Consider the following 18,820-nt stretch of genomic DNA (forward strand, 5'->3'; position numbering starts at 1 on the left):
GTTATTTGCCTAAATGTTAAAATAAGCATTTAGCGCATACATAAGAGCTCCATTATTCCAAACTTTGGAATACCACCAACTGACTATTTTATGACAGAGCTTTAATTATGTAATGGATTCCATCAAAGTGAAATGATAGAATGGCGACCAACTGTTGTTATAGCTTCCTGCTTTTGTCTATAGAATAGGTAGTTTCTGGCATTTTCTAACTCACACATATATGTGTGTTTTATGTTGAACTGTTTTTCTTTTTGAAACCGTTTTGATGTTTCCTTAGTAAGGAACAGCTTTTCTATTGCTGAATTATGACCTTTGCTTCTGTTTCTAAGGTTGTTTCCTATGCAATCCTTTTAGGACTTTGTTTACAGTAGTGCTGCTTACCTAAGTGTTTCCCTTAGCCCAATCAGTCAATCACCTAAATTTCAAAATACGAATTCATCTCATATATGGAAGAGCGAATTGTCGCAACTTTGAATTATAAATAGATGAATATCGTCATGAAAAAGTTTTTACTCACATTCTCAATCTTAATATTTGGCTTAAGTCCTTTGCATTTATGGGGACAAGCTAGTGCTGAGGGTGTAAAGTATAGAGTAGTGGCAGTAAGCCATACCGGTGATCGCACAGTAAGTGTCTCCAATGATGTGGAACTTTTTAATTCTTTTTCTATAGAGGTGCCAACTGCATTCACTCCAAATAATGATGGATTAAATGATAAATTTGGAGCTGTAGCAAAAGGTGTTAAAGAGTATAAATTAGTAATTTACAACAGATATGGCGAAGTTGTATTCAATACCAATTCTTTGGATCACAAGTGGGATGGAACATATAATGGCAAACAGGTTTCTACAGGTGGTTATATGTATGAGGTGATCGCTAAAAGCCACGAAGGGGAAGATCTTCATAAATCAGGAAAAGTAGTGGTTATTATCTAAATCTCAAGAAATGTTCTATAAACTAAAAATTTCTTTTCTTTTTACATTGGCATTTCTGTTGGTCTTGCAAAACAAAAATTTTGCACAAATCAATACTTCTACAGAGGAGGGTTGTGTGCCATTGCAGATTAACTTCTCATCTTCTCTTGAAAATGTAAAAAACTATCAATGGAATTTTGGCAATGGTCAAAGTGCTACTGTAGCCAACCCTTCTATCCTTTTTGAAGATGCGGGTACTTATGATGTAGAACTGATAGTTACTTTCAACAACGATCAACAGCAAACTTATACCGAAAGTGATTTAATAGAAGTATTTGGCAATCCTCAAGCTTCCTTTAGTGTGGATCAAACTATTGTTTGTAAAGATGCTCCACTTCAATTTCAAAACAATTCCTCTGGAGCAGAAAGTTATCTATGGAGCTTTGGTGATGGAAACCAGTCTAATGAAACCAACCCTATATATACTTATAACAGTAGTGGAAAATTTACTGTCACTTTAAGAGCTATAGGCAAAGGCGGATGTCCTGACGTAATGGTTAAAGAAGATATAATAGAAGTTTTAACCCCTGAAACTATACAGGTCTCTGCTAATAATACTGTCCAATGTATGGATGGAGATGCTATTCAATTTCAATTGTCTGAAAATGCAGTTAGTGCAGTTTGGGATTTTGGTGATGGCTATACCAGTACAGATTTACAGGCAGCCCATCAATTTTCCACGGTGGGTAATTATGCGGTTTCTGTAACTGTAAAAGACGGGAATGATTGTTTCCAAACGCTTGTGTTACAAGATTCCATTCAAGTTGTTGCTACTGATCTGCCGGAAATACAGATGTCTGATAATGCTATCTGCACAGGCCAGCAAATTACTTTGGAGGCATTGGTAGACACTGGAAGCGAAAGCGATTTCGAGTGGACTTTAAGCGATGGTCGTAAGTTCCAGGGAAAAACTGTGGAAATAGCTTTCGATCAATCAGGTACTTATAATGCAGAACTAAATTTTACCAATGAAAATGGGTGTCAGCTTACCATAGAAGCACCTTCTTCCGTGACGGTACAATCTGTTAGCGCACCTACATTCAGTTATTCCGCAGCCTCAGGTTGCATGCCTTTTGATTTTGAAATTTCCAACACTACCTCAGGAGCTTCGGCTTACGAGTGGAAAATAAATAATGAAACCTTTTCAGGTAACACTATAAACTACACATTTTCTGAAGCAGGAAATTATCAGGTGAAAGCCATAACACATTATTCAAATGGATGTGTAATTGAAACTATTCTGGAAGAGGAAGTTCAGGTATTTGAAGTGGAAACTCCTATAGAAGTTTCAAAAAATGAAGGATGTGTACCTTTACAAACTAGTTTTGTGCTTCAAAATAGTGAAGCAACTAGTATTAAATGGGAATCAGGAGATGGAACTACTGCCGAAGGAAAATCGGTTGCCTTTGAGTATTCTGAACCAGGTGTTTACCAGCCTACCGTAACTTATGTAAATGGTAAAGGGTGTACTATTGAATATCAATTTGAAAAACCAATCACTGTTTTCGACTCCGTGATATATTTGAATGATCCCGAAGTGATTGAATCATGTACTTACACCGAAGTGGATTTTAACGGTAGTATGGGACATGATTTTTGGGAGTGGGATTTTGGAGATGGCAGTATTTCAACAGATCGAAATCCAGTCCATAGTTATGCCAATGCGGGCAGATATGTTATATCATTAACTACCAACAATAAAAATGGCTGTCGTACCACAATAGAAAATTATAATATCATTGAAATCCCGGATATTAATCCTAATGCTATCTATGAAGTATTTCCGGAAGAAACATGTGGCTTGTTTAGGGTGGAGTTGAATACTGAACTGGCAGAAGGAGAAACAGCTTTTTGGTTTTACAATGAAGCAATAGTGAGCACAGTTGACAATTTAAGCTTGACGTTTGCCACACTTGAAGACATCAATATTACATTAAGGGTTACTGGGTCTGGGGAATGTTCCAAATCCAAAGCCATTGTTATTAAAAACCCATGGCAAGATTGCGAAAATCCTGAGTTGGAAGATGATGATGAGGAGGATGAAAGTAGCGGATTGACCAAACATGAATTCAAAAGTTGTACTACACCTTTTTGGGTAGATTTTATGAACCCAACGCCAGGGGCTGAGTCAATAGAATGGACATTCTCTGATGAGTCTAAAAGGACAGATAGTCATTTCACTGTAAAATATGATCAACCGGGCACGTACACAGTGGATTTTTATGCTTATTTCTCACCGGATAGCTCATTCCTGGTGAAAGATTATATGACTATCACTATAGAAGATCCACTGGTGGATTTTACTTATGACGTAAAGGTGGTTTGTGATTCCTTTGAAGTGTCTTTTACACCTACTAATCCGGATTTTCAGTATTATAACTGGAAAATAAACAATAGACAGGTTACGTTGGATGGGGATAAATATCTTTTTCCTGAGCCGGGATTGTACCAGGTGAGTCTTTCAGCTTCAGGGCAGAATACATGTGAAGCTACAAGCATTAAAAACATTTTTATTGGAAATCAGGAACAAACTTTTCAATTCCCAACCGAACTATGTATAGGTGAACCTTTTACTGTGAATCATGATCTACAAGGCTTTCAATCGTTTAGCTGGGATTTGGGCAATGGCGATACTATTACAAATTCACAACTTGAATATACCTATAAATTGTCCGGAGAATATCAGGTAAAGTTATTCGCGACTGATTACCAAAACTGTGAGCACACTTTTGTGTTGCCTAACAAAGTAAGAGTACAAAATCCAATAGCTTCATTTAAGGCAAGTAATAAAACAACTGGGTGTGGAACTCATACCGTAAATTTTGTAAATGCGTCTGAAAATGCGGAATCATGGTTATGGGATTTTGGCAATGGGCAAACAAGCACGGTCAAAAATCCAAAAATAACTTTTGAACCTGGTATCTATAGCATCACATTAACAGCTTCATTTGGCGGATGTAGCAATTCCTTAGTATTGGAAGATTACATTCAGGTTGATGAATTAACAAGTGAATTTAGTTATCAGCAAAACCAGGATTGTTTACCTGTGGAAGTAAGTTTCACTGATGAAAGTATTAATGCTGTTTCATGGCTTTGGGAATTTGGTGATGGTGATTCATCTGTTCAACAGCATCCGGTACATATTTACACTACTATTCCGGAACATCCTATCAAATTAACTGTCACTAATGCTTCTGGCTGTTCAGTAGTTAAAGAACAAGAAATGGAAGGTATTTTCAACGCCAGGTTTGAGGCAGATCAAACCAAAGCCTGTGGTCCGGCATCCATTCAGTTTAGCGCCTTTAGTGAACAGTCAGTAAGTTGGGAATGGCAGTTTGGTGATGGAAATACAAGCACAGAAGCAAGTCCGTTGCACATTTATGACCAACCAGGGATTTATTCAGTTCAATTGATCGCTTCTAATGAAAGCGGATGTGAAGATACAGTGCGTATTGAAAATTATATTGAAGTACTTGACCTTCAGGCAGGATTTTCCATTAAAGAACCCGTTGCTTCTGCTTGTGTTCCGGTGGAAGTTTCCTTCCAAAATGAAGCAGTTGGGGCAAGTGCTTATTTCTGGGACTTTGGTGATGGGAAAACCTCTACGGTGCCAAATCCATTACATGTTTATACCAGTGTGGGAGAATTTGATGTAAAGCTAATAGTAACCAATGATTTAGGGTGCACAGATACCTTGCATAGGTCGGAATTGGTGATCACGAAAGGCCCGGAAACAAAATTTTCTATAGCTAAAAAAACAATATGTATGCCTGATAGTGCTCAGTTTACTGACCTGTCTTCCAATGCGGTTGAATGGCAATGGTTCTTTGGTGATGGTACTACCTCAAATGAGCCCAATCCAAACCACAGTTACACCAATGCAGGTGTGTATAAAGTGACATTAGTGGCAAAAAATGTAGACGGTTGTCAGCAAAGTTATAGTATTGGAAATATTAAGGTATTGCCTACTCCACAACCGGCATTTGACCTTGTCGTTTCGGGAGAATGTTATCCTGTGGAAATTGATGTTACCAACAATAGTTCCAATCTTCAAAACCCTACTTATGTTTGGGATTTTGGAAATGGTGTGAAAAGTAATGAGCCGGCACCAACCTATATTTATGAAAAACCAGGTACATACCAGGTAAGTCTATCAGTGAAAAATGACGGAGGATGTCCTGTTACCATGATTAGCGATATGACTATTCTCGTTCGTGATACTGTGAGCCATAAAGAGGCGCAGGTTCAAAATGTTTGGGTAGAAGATAATTTGGCACGTTTTGAATTGGAACCCTATGCCTACAATAATATATCACATTATAATGTAATGCGAAAAACAATGAGTGGTTTTATACTGTTGGATCAAATATCACCGGAAGAAGTAACTTTTTACGAAGATAAAACCTGTCAGCCACAGAACATGACCCATGAGTATGTTTTTCAGGCAGTTTCCTATTGTGAAGATACGCTTAGTTTGGATCAAATCAGGCATTATAACACTTTACACCTCACCAAAAAAGAGGAATCAAGGAGGCGGACAATTGAATGGAATACCCATAAAGGAATGCCTGCTAATAATTACAGGGTGTTTAGAAAAAATATTACAGCCAGTGATTGGGATGAAATTGCTATCTCAGATATGAATATGTTGGACTATCATGACAGTACTTATTTATGTCCGGGCAATTATCAGTATCGTGTGGCTTCATTTTTTGAGAACAAGTTATTATCGACTAGTAATCCTGTGTTATTTGAAGTGAGTGATGAGGTGTTTAAAAACCAAACCGCAGTTATAAAAACCACCACTGTATTGGATACAGGTGAAATATTTACAGAATGGACAGTGCCAGAAGAAGGGAAGAATAAAATTATACAATACGAAGTGTTTCGATCTGTCAATCAAGGACCATTTGAATTTTATTCGGAGGTAAGTCCGCAAGATCAATTTTATATAGATGAAAATGTGGATAGCAAAAATAATGAATATAGCTATCAGGTAAAAGTAGTGAATGAATGCTCAATTGATGCCCCGGCAAGTGGGCAATCCAATAGTGTACTATTGAAAAAGCAGAACCAATTCAGGAAATATGAATTGAATTGGAATCCTTATACTGGCTGGAAGGATGGGGTGTTGAAGTATATTATTCAGCGACAAAATGAAAATGGTGAGTGGGAAGATGTGATGGAAGTAGAAGGAAGCCAAAATAAAACGATCATCGAAAAGCAGGAAGAATAGTGAGGAGAGAGAAACAAAAGCTCTCGCCTCATTATTCATTCTTAGTCTCTGTTTTTAACCAACACTAAACCTATATTCTTTTCAATTTTTGAAAATTGGGATTGTTTAATAAACATTAATTAGACCTGTGGCCATATAATTAATGATATTCAAGCCAAGGAATTAACACTAGTAAGCTTAACAAGCATGCACTTTTCCTTCACAAATTTTAGTACAAATAGGATTATCAATATGATGGTTTTTTTCATCCTGCCCTATATTAATGAGGATGAAAAATGTAGTCCAACATGTAATGTGTTCTGATGCGATTTTTATGGGTTGAAGGCTCACTATAAATTTTCTTTTTATTTTCTGTTATTGGATAATCGCATAAGAGGTTGATATTCAGCTTGCCATGCCAGTTAAAATAATATAGAGATTTATTAATGGAGTATTATTTTTTTTGTTACAACCTAGCGCAACAATGTAGTGTCTTTAGTGTTGTAGAATGGAATTAAATTGGCAAAATTACTCGTTATGCATAATAAATTATGGCACAATGTTTTAACAAAGCGGTTTAATTTCTTATTTTCACATTTAATCTAAACAATAATTAAACTATTATGAAAAAGAAAAATTTATTTTTAAAGCTAAGCTCTACTCTAATGGCGGTAGTATTTTTGGCTATGTCGTCAATGGTTCTTACATCATGCGGTGATGATGAGGGAACAGATCCGGATCCGGAACCAGAGAATTCAGTATTAGAGATTGTAGCTGAAAGTGAAACACATACTCAATTGGAATTCTTTTTGGAGGAATATCCTGATTTAATTTCAGTACTTGAAGGTGATGGACCAATAACTTTGTTTGCTCCTAATGATGCAGCTTTTGCTAAATTACAAACTATACTAGGTGTTGAATCTTTGGAAACTGTTAATCCTGACATTATAAAAGCGGTATTAGCATTTCACATCCATGCAGCTGCTGAAGTAAGAAGAACTGAGATGGAGCAATCGACTTCATTAACTACTGCACAGGGAGAAAATATTACTTTTAATGCAAATGGAAATATTGCTACAGGTGGATCGGATACAGATGTGGAATTTGTAGGAGAGGAAATATTAGCTACCAATGGTGTAGTTCATGTAGTAGAAACGATTTTAGTTCCGCCAGTACAAGTATTTAGTATGATTGCTGTGCATTTAGGTAAAGTATCTCAAGCCGTATTATTAGGTGCAGATTTCAGTACTTTAGCGGCTGCAATTCAAAAAGCAGATGAATTTGCTGCTTCAGCAAGTCAGCCTTTATTATCTGATATCTTATCGAGCGAATCCGAAACTTTAACAGTTTTTGCACCAGTAAATGCAGTTTTCGTTAGTGCAGGAATTACTTTAGATGCTTATAGTGGTCAGGAATGGTATGGTTTAATTGCCAATCATATATTATCTGTAGAAGTTAAAGGTGCTGATTTTGTTGCTGGTGCTTCTTATACAACTAAAGCGCAGAAAACCATAACAGTATTGACTACAGAAGCTCCAATTGATGCGGACGCAGGAATTACTTCAGGTGTGGTTTTAGATTCTAATGGTGATAGTGCACCTAACGGACAAATTGCTTTGGAAAATGCATATGATAGCCAGATAAATGGTGTAGTTCATGCTTTTGCAGGCGTTTTAACACCACCGACTGAGTAAATAATTATTGTTCTATTTAAAAAAAAAGGTCGCTTTTTAGCGACCTTTTTTTTATCTATTTTTTTGCGTTGCTAGTAACAAACATTGAGAATCATTTTTAACATTAATTTAAGTTACCAGTAAGAAATTATTTCCTGCTGATGATAATTCTTGAGGAATCCTCACAACTCAGCTAAATAGAATTAAGAACTGAGATTGTATGTGGTTCAATTTCTGTACGGCTTAATACCAAATTAATATATTTTTATTCAATAGGGTTCCAGGCACTTAAACAACTTGAGGCTGAGTTACCATCTGGGTTGGTTGGGCCTATGGCTCCGTGAAATCCATATGATAAAGAAGGATCAGTTTTGATTCTGATTGTTGCATTCCCATTTCCTGCATCGATACACTTTCTTGCAAAACCTACATTAACAACTACACAATACGCAGCATTTGTTGGATATGTCCAACTTCCCGTATAGTTTATTCTAATATCGTATTCAGTATTAGGTTGAACTTGACTTGTTGAAATTTTGGTTCCACTTAGGGTATACAATTGTGCTGTAAAATCTCCACTCTGCGAATTACAAGTTGAATTAATCTGAGAGTAAAGTGAATTACTAGCGAGTATCAGAGCAATAATCATAAGTGTTTTGATTGACTTTTTCATTTTTATCTAATTAAATTTAAACATACGGTAATATAGTATATTTAAATTTAATTAGATAAAAAAGCTTTACAAAAAGAAGCCTTTCATCTATTAATTCATTAACTGATCAAAGGTAATAGAAACATAATAAATGGCTCCAATTCTGGGAGCACCAAAGCTTTGTATATAATAGTTATTCAATAGATTTGAACCACCTACTTTCAACATCATTTTACTTGGCAATTTGTAGGACACTTGTGCATCAGCTGTGCCAAAAGCCGGGATGGTGCCATCACCAAAGGAAGATTCCCAATAGAATTCTGATTGCCATCTGTACACTACATTAAAACCAATTTTTTCAGTCAGTTTTCTATTACCAAATTTCAAATTGTATTTATGTTCAGGTGTATTAAACCCAAACACAAAGCCGTCACTGGCATCTTGAGTGTTCAATTTATTGTAATTATAATTAAACCCTATATTATAATTTTTTGGTAATGCATAACTTACTTCACCTGCGAAACCATAAGCACTTATTTGTTTGTCGGCATTGGTATATACCTGAAAAGTATTATCACTTGTTCCGTTTAATAAGGTTAAATAATTAGGTGTCCCATCGGGATTAAGAGCTGCTTGCCTCATCCTTTGCTGAACAATAAAATCGTTGTAGATATTGTAGTACCCAACAAGGTCAATAAGAAATTTATTATTTATTACACTTTTATATCCTACTTCAAAAGATTGAACTTGCTCAGGGGCTACAGGTTTAAAGTTCTCTACAGTTTCCAATAAATTCGGGTTGATATCTCCTGTAGCGAAAATGTTACCTGTAAACTCATTTACTGATTCTATTGTGTATAAGTTTGGATTTGTTCCGATGCCATAAGTCTCTAAGTTTTCAGGTAACCCACCCAACAATCTACTTGAGATAATATCAAGGTTAATGTATTGTCCTTGAGTAGTAGGATTTCGGAATCCTGTTTGAAAGGAAGCTCTTATATTATTCGTCTTATTAAAAGTTAACACACCTGCAAGTCGAGGACTCACAACTGCATTAAAATTTTCATTTTTATCCATTCTGATTGAGCCAATTAATTTAAGCTTATCATTAAGGACTTTTTTTGAAGCTTGGGCAAAAGCACCCATTTCTCTGATCGTAATTGGGTTTTCCGGACTGTCAGGGAAAATAGTACCATTAGATTGTAGATCGTACATTCTGAAGCTACCTCCAACTAATAGATCAAAGAAGCCTATCTTTTTACTAAAGTCGTATTGTGCTTCTGCATGATATAATTTAGAACGGTCATTAAATTTTGGGCCATTAGGCACTGTACCTTCAGCTGCAGGACCTAGTAAAGCGTTAAATTCTTCAGAACCAGGTTCTGCTCCATATAATCTTTCCGTTTCCGTTTCAGCATACCGGTGAGCATCAATTTGTTGTGCAACAGAAATTGAGTTAGGATCATCACTTGGGCTGTAGCCTAATTCATTATGTAAATAGCTTAAATAGTTATAGCCATATGTTCCTAACCAAACAGAAACCCCATCAGAACCTAGTAAACTACTTCTCAGATCATTTACTCTTTTAGCATAAAATTCGGTAATATATGAATCACCTGAATTTTCCAGGGTGGCATATGCCCTAACAAACCAGTTATCTCCTTCGGCTTGCAACCTGTGTTGATGGATACTAAAATTTTTCAATGAGTATCTTTGTGCTCCAGTATAAATACTGGTTCCATAACCACCGTTGTATAAATAACTTAGCTCTACATTATCAGTAGGACGATAATACAAACCAACATTTCCTTTAATGTTTTCTGCTCCATAATCTATCAATTCATGTTCTCTGTAAGGGCTCACTGAAACTACATGGTTAGGTAAAAAAAAGTTATCTGCATATTGTCCGGCCGGTATTCTTTCATCACTTGGTCTTGTATTATTCAGTAAAGTAGTTAGGCTTCTCCAGTCATTACTAAACCTAAAAATCGCTAAATTAATGGCAGCTTCATCTCCCATTAAATTGGGGGCATCTTTACCAGGATTAAAATCGAATCCTTCAGGTTGTAAACCTGCATTTCTATCAGAGTCGTAGTTGGTAGCATACCAATCTTCAGCCCGCATATAGCTGGCATTTATTTTAAAAGCAAAACGATCATTAAATGATTCGGCATATCGTACTGATGCTTCATACATCGGCTGCGGACTACCTGGCGCACCAGCTTCTGTATCCGCACCAAAGTGATTCATTCCTACTTTTGCAAAAGCGCTTATTCCTTCATAGTCAAATGCTGATTTACTCGTCACTCGCATAATACCATTAAAAGCATTTGGTCCATATAATGCTGATTGTGCTCCAGGGATAAATTCCACACTTTCAACATCCAACTCAGAAGGCCCATTTAAATTTCCAATAGGGAAATTCAAAGCCGGAGCCTGCGTATCCATTCCGTCAGTTAGTTGTACAAATCTTGTGTTTCCAGTAGAGTTAAAACCTCTGGCGTTTACAATCTGAAAGTTGATACTACTTTGAGTAACATCTACTCCTTTTAAATACTGCATACTCTTGTAGTAGTTGTCTGCAGGAGTTTGCTGAATGGATAACAAATCCATTTTCTCAATAGTGGCAGACGATTGTAATATACTTTCTTCCACTCTTGAGGCAGATACTACCACTTCCTGCCCAAGTAAAATCTCTTCACTTAATTCTACTTGTATGGGTTGAGTATTGGTTACCTCAACTTCTTCTGTTTTATAACCAATCATACTAAATTGCAAAGTGATTGGGAGTTGCATATTCAACTTCAAATCAAAATTACCATTAAAATCAGTAGTAGTTCCTAATACTTTTCCTTTCACCAAAACATTGACACCTATTAGTGTAGAGCCATTTTCCGCATCCACTACAGTTCCTTTTATCTGTGTGCTTTGTGCCTGCAGATGAATACTCAGCCCTGCAAAAAGACAAATTAGCAGACATGATTTTCTTAGTAAATTAATTTTCATATTTGAATGGTTTTAAAATGAAGTATGCTTTTTATTAAAGATCGTAGTTTAATTAATTGTATCAATAACAATTTTAGATAATTTAATGCATAATTTCCTAATTCGTAAGAATAATCTTTTATAAAATATTTTTTTTGGTTAAAAAGCTTTCAATTGTGATTGAAAACAGACTTTTTTTAAGATTGGAGATTGTTTTACATACAATTGACTTAAATCACTCTCTTAAAATTAGTTGGTTATTTCAAGCCTCTAAACTCTTAACCTGTTAAGGGTTGGGAGAAGGAATTCGTTGGACAAGGGTAATATACGGATGACTTCATACTTTTAATTCTAATCAAAAGATTGCTTCGTTTGCTCTGCACTATGTATTTATAGCAAATTGTATCAAGGTCTTTAACTTCTCATAAAATTGAAGCCATTATAAAGCAAGCTCGCAATAACCATAAATGATTGAGATGCTGCTTTTATTCTAATTAGTGGTTTATTCCTACTCACTCTCTTTCACTGGTTATTCCGAACCTTTACTCTCGGTTCATCCGAGAGTGAGGTGAAGGAATCTGTGGGCTATAAAAAGGTGAACAGTTTCCGAATATCTTAACCAAGACCAATTCATTAAAAAATCAAACATTACTTTATAATTAAATCCGTTATTCTATTGATTCCTTCTTTGCTTTCGGCTAATTTGCACTTTGTATGAATATTACCAATCCAAATGCCTTTTGGCTCCTTTTTTTACTGATAATCCCTATTCTGATTCATCTATTTCAGTTTAGGAGATATAAAAAATTAAAATTCAGTAATGTGGCTTTTTTGAAAGCCATCAACCAGGAGCAGAAAAACACAAGAAAACTCAAACATTTATTGATCCTGTTCAGCAGGTTGTTGTTTATTTTCTTTTTTGTAATGTGTATTGCCAAACCTTTCTGGCCGTCTGATGCCTCAACAGCCGAAGTGAATTTAATAATTTTAGATAAGTCAGCCTCCAATTTATCTTTAGCAGAAGGCAAAGCTAATTCTGTATTGGAGGAAAATATGAACCTCATCAACAGACTACAAGATCAATTTCCTGAAAACCTGCAAATAATTGATGAATCGGGAAATGCGCTTCAAGCTTATGATAATATTGAAATCAATGCGCGCAGCTCAGAAATGGTTCTTGATCGCTTACTTGAAAAACATGGGAATACAGGAAGGGTTCTCATTTTAAGTGATTTCCAGAAACAAGTTATTGATAGAAATAAGGAGGTGTTTTCTGATACTACTCGCCAGTTTGTGATTATGCCACCCTACAAAGAAAGCCCGGGCAATATAATATGGGATTCTGTATGGATATCTGGCAATGAACTCAATACCACACTTGATGAATCACTGATATTACAACTAAATACTAAAGGGAATCCGGGACAGGTCAATATTTCCCTTCAGGAGAATAATACTTTGATTGGCAACAGGCAAATTAATGATACTGAAAACAGCAGTGATACGATAGGTTTTTGGCTAAACTCCAACATTAACCAAAGAGAAGAACAACTTACTTTTACTTCGGATGATGCCATCGTTACTTTTGATAATACTTTTTATTTTAAGAAAGAAAATACCGGAAAGATAAAAGTTCTGCTACTTGAAGAAACACAGAAGGATCAGAATATTCGATCTTTATTTGAGGATAATGATGTTTTTGATTTTGAGAATGAAAACATTAACAACTATTCATTTCAAAGGCTTGATGATTTTGACGTAGCTATTGTTAAAATGGGTGAAAATTTCAACTCATTTAAAGCAGATGCCTTGCAGGCTTATGCTGGTATGGGGAAAACCCTGGTGCTTATTCCTGAAAGCGATTTCAATGCTACGGAACTTCTTGCAAGGTTTGGGTTGAATAATGTCAGAAAACTTCAACAAAATGCTAAAGTTAAACTGCAAAACCCAGACATTCAGAATCCATTTTTTAGAAATATTTTCAAAAAAACAGAAAGAAATATGGACATGCCCGAGGCGCAAGCTGTAATGAATTGGCAGTCCGGACAGAGCCTGCTTTCTTTCATAAACGGATATCCTTTTCTCAGCAGAACAGGAAAGGCTCAAAACATATATACTTTCTCTGCTTCAATTGGCTTGGAAAACTCTAATTTTGCACGCCATGGATTGTTTTTGCCAGTATTTTATAAAATAGCTTTTTCAGGGAAATCAGAAAACACAGTTACCTACCATTTCCTGAACGAGGAAATAATTAGTTTTACCAATAATGATATTCCTGCGGCTACTGTTTTAAAACTTGAGAAAGACAATCAGCAGCTGATACCCGATCAAAGATTGCAAGGAGGTAAAATCAGTTTAATATTACCAGAGCAAGAGATAATGGCAGGATTTTATGCATTAAAAGATGCAAAAACTGATACAATGTACACCTATTTGGCTTTTAACTACCCTAAAGCAGAAAGCGAAAACAGCTTTTATACCGCATCAGATCTGGAGGAATTGTTTTCAGGATCAAAGAATGTAAAGGTGTTGGAGGAATATGACGTTTCAACCCTGGAAAACTTTCTTTTGGAAAGCAAAAACGGTTTTCCTTTGTGGAAATACTTCTTAATATTAGCTTTGTTGAGTTTATTGGCTGAAGTTTTAATTATTCGCTTGATTAAATAATATGCGCACCTACATAAAGGATGTAAAAATCATCGCTTCCGGCACATCATTACACCAGAAAACGGTAAGTATGCTGATTGAGAATGGCAGGATTTCCGAAATTAACCCTAAAGATCCGGGAGAAGTTGATGTTCGAATTGAAAAATCCGGTTTAATGGCTTCTGCCTCCTGGTTTGATATGCGTGTTTTCAGTGGAGAGCCCGGGGAAGAATTCAGGGAAGATTTGGAAAGCTTGTCCAATGTATTGCTTGCCGGTGGTTTTGGGGGGGCATTATTGATGCCTAATACACAGCCTGTATTGCAGAACAGGAGTGATTTCTCTTCAGTTTTTGCAAAAAATATGGGTAAAGCTGTAAAAATATACCCGGCATCAGCTGTCACCATCAATTGTGATGGAGAAAACCTAAATGAAATGCTGGATGCCCATTTTACCGGGGTTCCTGCATTTACCGATGGATTGCAACCATTGTGGAACAGTGATATCCTGGTTAAATCTTTACAGTATCTGCAAAAATTTGATGGACTGCTGATGAACTTCCCTCAGGATAAAAATCTTGCCATGTTTGGTCAAATGAGTGAAGGAGTAGTTAGTACAGGTTTAGGCTTAAAAGGTATTCCGCATTTGGCTGAAGAGCTGATGATCCAAAGGGATCTGGAGCTCCTGAAATATGCCGGGGGAAAAATCCATTTCTCATGCCTAAGTAGTGCCAAAAGTGTAGAGTTAATCAGGCAAGCAAAAAATGAGGGGCTTAATGTTACTTGTGATGTAGGTATTCACCATTTAATTTTGGACGATAGCCATCTGGAAACTTTTGATGCTAATTATAAAGTATCACCACCACTCAGAACCAAAAAAGATATAGAAGCATTAATTAGTGGAGTGAATGACGGTACCATAGATGTGATTGTATCGGCTCACCAGCCTTATGATCAGGATCACAAAAAACTGGAATTTGATTATGCAGCTTTTGGCATTATGGGAAGCCAGATTTTATTTCCTTTATACCAGAAATTCTTAAAAGATAAAATCCAGTTAAATACATTTATCAATTGTATAGCTTCAAATCCACGAAAGATTCTGAAAATAGTACCCCCAACATGGGAAGTGGGTACTACGGTTGATCTTACTTTATTTACTATGGAGGATGACTGGCTATTTGATGCTACAAGTAATCAATCACGGAGTGATAATAGTCCTTTTCTTAACACTGCCTTTAAAGCAAAAGCCTTGGCGGTGTTTAATCAGGGTCAGGCATATTTAGACCCTAACATTTATTCGGCATAAGTTATGAACTTAATAGTTAAATTACCTTTAAAATTCAGTTTGATAGCCATATTTTTTGTGGTGTTGATGTTCTTTTTGATTATTCTACTGGGGAAAAACCCTGTGATTTATACCAGCAATATCATTTTTATGGGGCCTATGCTGGCTGCCTTTTTATTTTTAAGTGTTAAAGCATTTCGTGATATAAATCCAGAAGGCTTACGTTTCTGGCAAGGATTTTCTATCGGATTGATTTATACTTTGATTTTTTCAATAGTTTTTGCTCTTCTACTTTGGATTTATGCAAGTGCTTTCGATCAGGTATACTTTGATGAATATAGAACTATGATCCTTGAGAAAATCAAGGCGGGGAAAGATATGTTGATAGACCAAATGGGAGAAGAGGGTTATCAGGAATATCTGAAATCAGGAGAGTCTTCCAATGGTAGAATTATAGGAAGCCTGGCTTTTAATAATATACTGATAGGTATATTAGTTACTCCACTTATTTCTCTTTTTATGAGAACCAGTGAACCTCAAAAGCCAAAATCTGTTTAAGTATGTCATACTCCATTAGCGTTGTTATACCGGTTTTTAATGAAGACGAATCTTTGAGGGAATTGCATGACTGGATTCAGCGTGTGATGAAGGAACATCCGTCATTAACATACGAAGTTATCATGATAGATGATGGTAGTACGGATGAATCCTGGGAAGTGATTTCTGAATTGGCATCACAACATAGGGCAGTTAAAGGAATTAAATTTTCCAGAAACTATGGTAAATCTGCTGCTTTACATACGGGATTTAATGTAGCACAAGGGGATGTAGTTATTACCATGGATGCAGATATGCAGGATAGTCCGGATGAAATACCTGCATTATATGATAAAGTCATCAATGAAAATTATGATATAGTTTCCGGTTGGAAAAAGAAACGCCATGATCCTGTCAGCAAAACTATCCCTTCCAAATTCTTTAATCTTGTTACGCGAAAAATATCAGGTATAAAGCTGCATGATTTCAATTGCGGACTGAAAGCTTACAGGAAGAAAGTAGTTAAAAATATAGAGGTGTATGGAGAAATGCACCGATACATTCCTGTAATAGCAAAATGGAGTGGTTTTAGGAAAATTGGTGAAAAAGAGGTAGTGCACCGTGCAAGGAAATATGGGGAAACAAAATATGGTTTGGAACGCTTCCTGTATGGTTTTTTAGATCTCCTCTCCATTACTTTTGTATCTAAATTTAAGAAAAGCCCTATGCATTTCTTCGGTACTTTGGGTACTTTGTCCTTTATTTTTGGGTTTTTCGTGACGATCTATATTATCGGAAAAAAATTCTATGAAATCAGTAATAATATGATTGCCCGTGAGATTACCGATCAGCCCTTGTTTTTTCTCGCTTTAGTGGCATTGATTGTTGGTGTGCAATTATTTCTGGCCGGCTTTATTGGTGAAATGATTACCATGAATTCCCCACGAAAGACAGAATATATTATAGAAGAAGAAAAAGGATTTTAATGAAGTTTTACTCTGTTATTATTCCTGTTTTTAATCGTCCTGAGGAAATAAAGGAGCTCTTGGTAAGTCTGACTGAACAGACGTACAAGCATTTTGAAGTGTTGGTAATTGAAGACGGTTCTGAAAGAAAATGTGAGGAAATTTGTCTTTCCTTCAATGATCAACTGAATATTCAGTATTTCTATAAAGAAAATACCGGGCAAGGTTTCAGTCGCAATTATGGATTTGAAAGAGCAAAGGGAGATTATTTCATTGTATTTGACTCTGATTGTATTATTCCTCCTAATTATTTTCAAATTGTTGATACATTTCTTTTACACACTCCTTTAGATGCATTTGGAGGACCTGATGCCGCATTAGATAGTTTTACTACTATCCAAAAAGCGATCAGCTATTCCATGACTTCCTTTTTTACTACCGGAGGCATAAGAGGAGGGAAACTTCAAGTAGGTAAGTTCAGGCCCAGAAGCTTTAATATGGGTATTTCAAAGGCTGTTTTTGAAAACACAAAGGGATACATCATTACTCGTATGGCGGAGGATTTGGAATTCAGCATTCGAATTGAACAAGCAGGATTTAAAATGGGACTCATCCCGGATGCGAAAGTTTATCATAAAAGAAGAACCAGCTTAAAGCAGTTTTATAAACAACTATTTTTCTTCGGACGAGGTCGCATCAATTTATTTCGCTTTTATAAAAATGAATTAAAGCCTCTCCATCTGTTTCCTGCTTTATTTAGTCTTGCGTTTATTTTTTGGATACTCTCTATTTTGATTTTGCCTCTACTTTTTAAGATAGGAGCAATAGTGTTTGGGCTTTACTTTACATTGATTTTTATTGATTCCCTCATTAAAACCAAAGAAATAAAAGTGGCAATTTTAAGCATAGCTACGTCTTTTACACAATTATTTGCATACGGAATGGGCTTCATGAAAGAATCGACTAATTATATCCTTCGATCAAATTCAGGTAATTCATAAACTTGGTATCCCTGAGTTATGCTTTTTGCACTAAGTAGATAATTTCATCTTTTGGCAAGGCATATTTCTCAATCCATTCGGCCGGAATTTCATTGATGTAGTCTTCTTCTTTCACAACAAAGCCTGCTTTACGCAACCTGTCAGGGTAATCTTTGCCATAGAGCCTCACATGATCATCCTGTCCAAATACTTTTTCCCTTTCTTTAGGATTTGTAATGGTATCATCCTCGAAAGTTTCATCTGGTATAGGAGGGAAAAAAGGAACCTGAATAATGCCCCATCCACCTGGCTTTAATATTCTGTGTAGTTCGGACATAGCCTTGATATCATTATCCACATGCTCCATCACATGATTACAAAAGGTGACATCAAAAGTGTTGTCATCAAATGGAATGTCATGTACATCCATTTTTACCTTGGCCAATGGAGATTCCAAATCTGCAGTGATATAGTTTTCTTTGTGAATAGCTTCGAAGTATTTCATGAAGCATTGCTCCGGGGCCACGTGCAATACTTTTAAGTTTTCAGTAAAAAAATTGGTTTTATTCTTGAGGTAAAGCCAAATTAGTCTATGTCTTTCTAGTGAGAGTGTATCAGGGCATAAAGCATTTGGACGTGGGTTCACCCGTCCGTAAGGTAAAAATTTACGATAGCCTTTTTCATTGATTGGGCAGTAGACGTTGTCTCCCCGGTAAAACAGTCCGATAATTTTCAAGCTTATCCCGCTGACTCTTTGAATATATTTCCTGGGTATATTTCTTAATACAAAACTGATGATTTGCTTCATGATTTGCTATTTGACTGGCAAAGGTAATAAAGTTAAATAAATCTTTACTGCCGGAAGAGCAATAGATGGCTTGCGCTCACTATCCCCTCGTTTAGTGTCC

General features: G+C 36.1%; 11 protein-coding genes. 8 read left to right on the forward strand and 3 right to left on the reverse strand.

Annotation, left to right across the window (positions count from 1 at the left end):
• The first annotated feature begins 497 nt into the window (after positions 1-497).
• From JKA74_RS13370 to JKA74_RS13380, 3 genes are all read left to right on the forward strand, one after another.
• Positions 498-935: a T9SS type B sorting domain-containing protein gene (locus JKA74_RS13370; protein WP_201431711.1), complete on the forward strand. Its 438-nt coding sequence runs from the start codon at positions 498-500 to the stop codon at positions 933-935.
• Between the two features lie 10 nt (positions 936-945).
• Positions 946-6,210, forward strand: coding sequence for a PKD domain-containing protein (locus JKA74_RS13375; protein ID WP_201431712.1), 5,265 nt, complete (start codon positions 946-948; stop codon positions 6,208-6,210).
• Between the two features lie 602 nt (positions 6,211-6,812).
• Entirely contained in the window at positions 6,813-7,883 is a 1,071-nt protein-coding gene (locus JKA74_RS13380) for a fasciclin domain-containing protein (RefSeq protein ID WP_201431713.1), read from the forward strand.
• 244 nt (positions 7,884-8,127) lie between these two features.
• Here the strand turns inward: JKA74_RS13380 and JKA74_RS13385 are convergent, their stop codons facing one another.
• Both JKA74_RS13385 and JKA74_RS13390 read right to left on the reverse strand, forming a co-directional pair.
• Positions 8,128-8,535 (reverse strand): hypothetical protein, encoded by a 408-nt coding sequence (locus tag JKA74_RS13385; RefSeq protein WP_201431714.1) that lies wholly within the window; start codon positions 8,533-8,535, stop codon positions 8,128-8,130.
• Between the two features lie 90 nt (positions 8,536-8,625).
• The gene (locus JKA74_RS13390) at positions 8,626-11,520 is read right to left on the reverse strand and encodes a TonB-dependent receptor (protein ID WP_201431715.1); all 2,895 of its coding nucleotides are present in this window, start codon (positions 11,518-11,520) and stop codon (positions 8,626-8,628) included.
• Positions 11,521-12,213: 693 nt separating this feature from the next.
• On the opposite strand from JKA74_RS13390, the gene JKA74_RS13395 reads away from it, so the two are divergent.
• Genes JKA74_RS13395 through JKA74_RS13415 form a run of 5 tightly spaced genes read left to right on the forward strand, consistent with a single transcriptional unit; the run spans position 12,214 to position 17,933 of the window.
• Positions 12,214-14,166: a BatA domain-containing protein gene (locus tag JKA74_RS13395; RefSeq protein ID WP_201431716.1), complete on the forward strand. Its 1,953-nt coding sequence runs from the start codon at positions 12,214-12,216 to the stop codon at positions 14,164-14,166.
• Position 14,167: 1 nt separating this feature from the next.
• Positions 14,168-15,451, forward strand: coding sequence for a dihydroorotase (locus JKA74_RS13400; protein ID WP_201431717.1), 1,284 nt, complete (start codon positions 14,168-14,170; stop codon positions 15,449-15,451).
• 3 nt (positions 15,452-15,454) lie between these two features.
• Positions 15,455-15,988 (forward strand): DUF4199 domain-containing protein, encoded by a 534-nt coding sequence (locus tag JKA74_RS13405; RefSeq protein ID WP_201431718.1) that lies wholly within the window; start codon positions 15,455-15,457, stop codon positions 15,986-15,988.
• A gap of 2 nt (positions 15,989-15,990) precedes the next feature.
• Positions 15,991-16,953: a glycosyltransferase family 2 protein gene (locus JKA74_RS13410; protein WP_201431719.1), complete on the forward strand. Its 963-nt coding sequence runs from the start codon at positions 15,991-15,993 to the stop codon at positions 16,951-16,953.
• On the forward strand, positions 16,953-17,933 hold the full coding sequence (locus tag JKA74_RS13415) for a glycosyltransferase (RefSeq protein ID WP_201431720.1): 981 nt from the start codon (positions 16,953-16,955) through the stop codon (positions 17,931-17,933). The genes JKA74_RS13410 and JKA74_RS13415 overlap by 1 nt, the downstream gene beginning before the upstream one ends.
• Before the next feature lie 16 nt (positions 17,934-17,949).
• On the opposite strand, the gene JKA74_RS13420 is transcribed toward JKA74_RS13415, so the two are convergent.
• Complete coding sequence (locus JKA74_RS13420) at positions 17,950-18,720, reverse strand: class I SAM-dependent methyltransferase (RefSeq protein WP_201431721.1); 771 nt, start codon at positions 18,718-18,720, stop codon at positions 17,950-17,952.
• Between the last annotated feature and the right edge of the window lie 100 nt (positions 18,721-18,820).

It is taken from the genome of Marivirga aurantiaca, assembly GCF_016679925.1.
GTDB classification, from domain to species: Bacteria; Bacteroidota; Bacteroidia; order Cytophagales; family Cyclobacteriaceae; genus Marivirga; species Marivirga aurantiaca.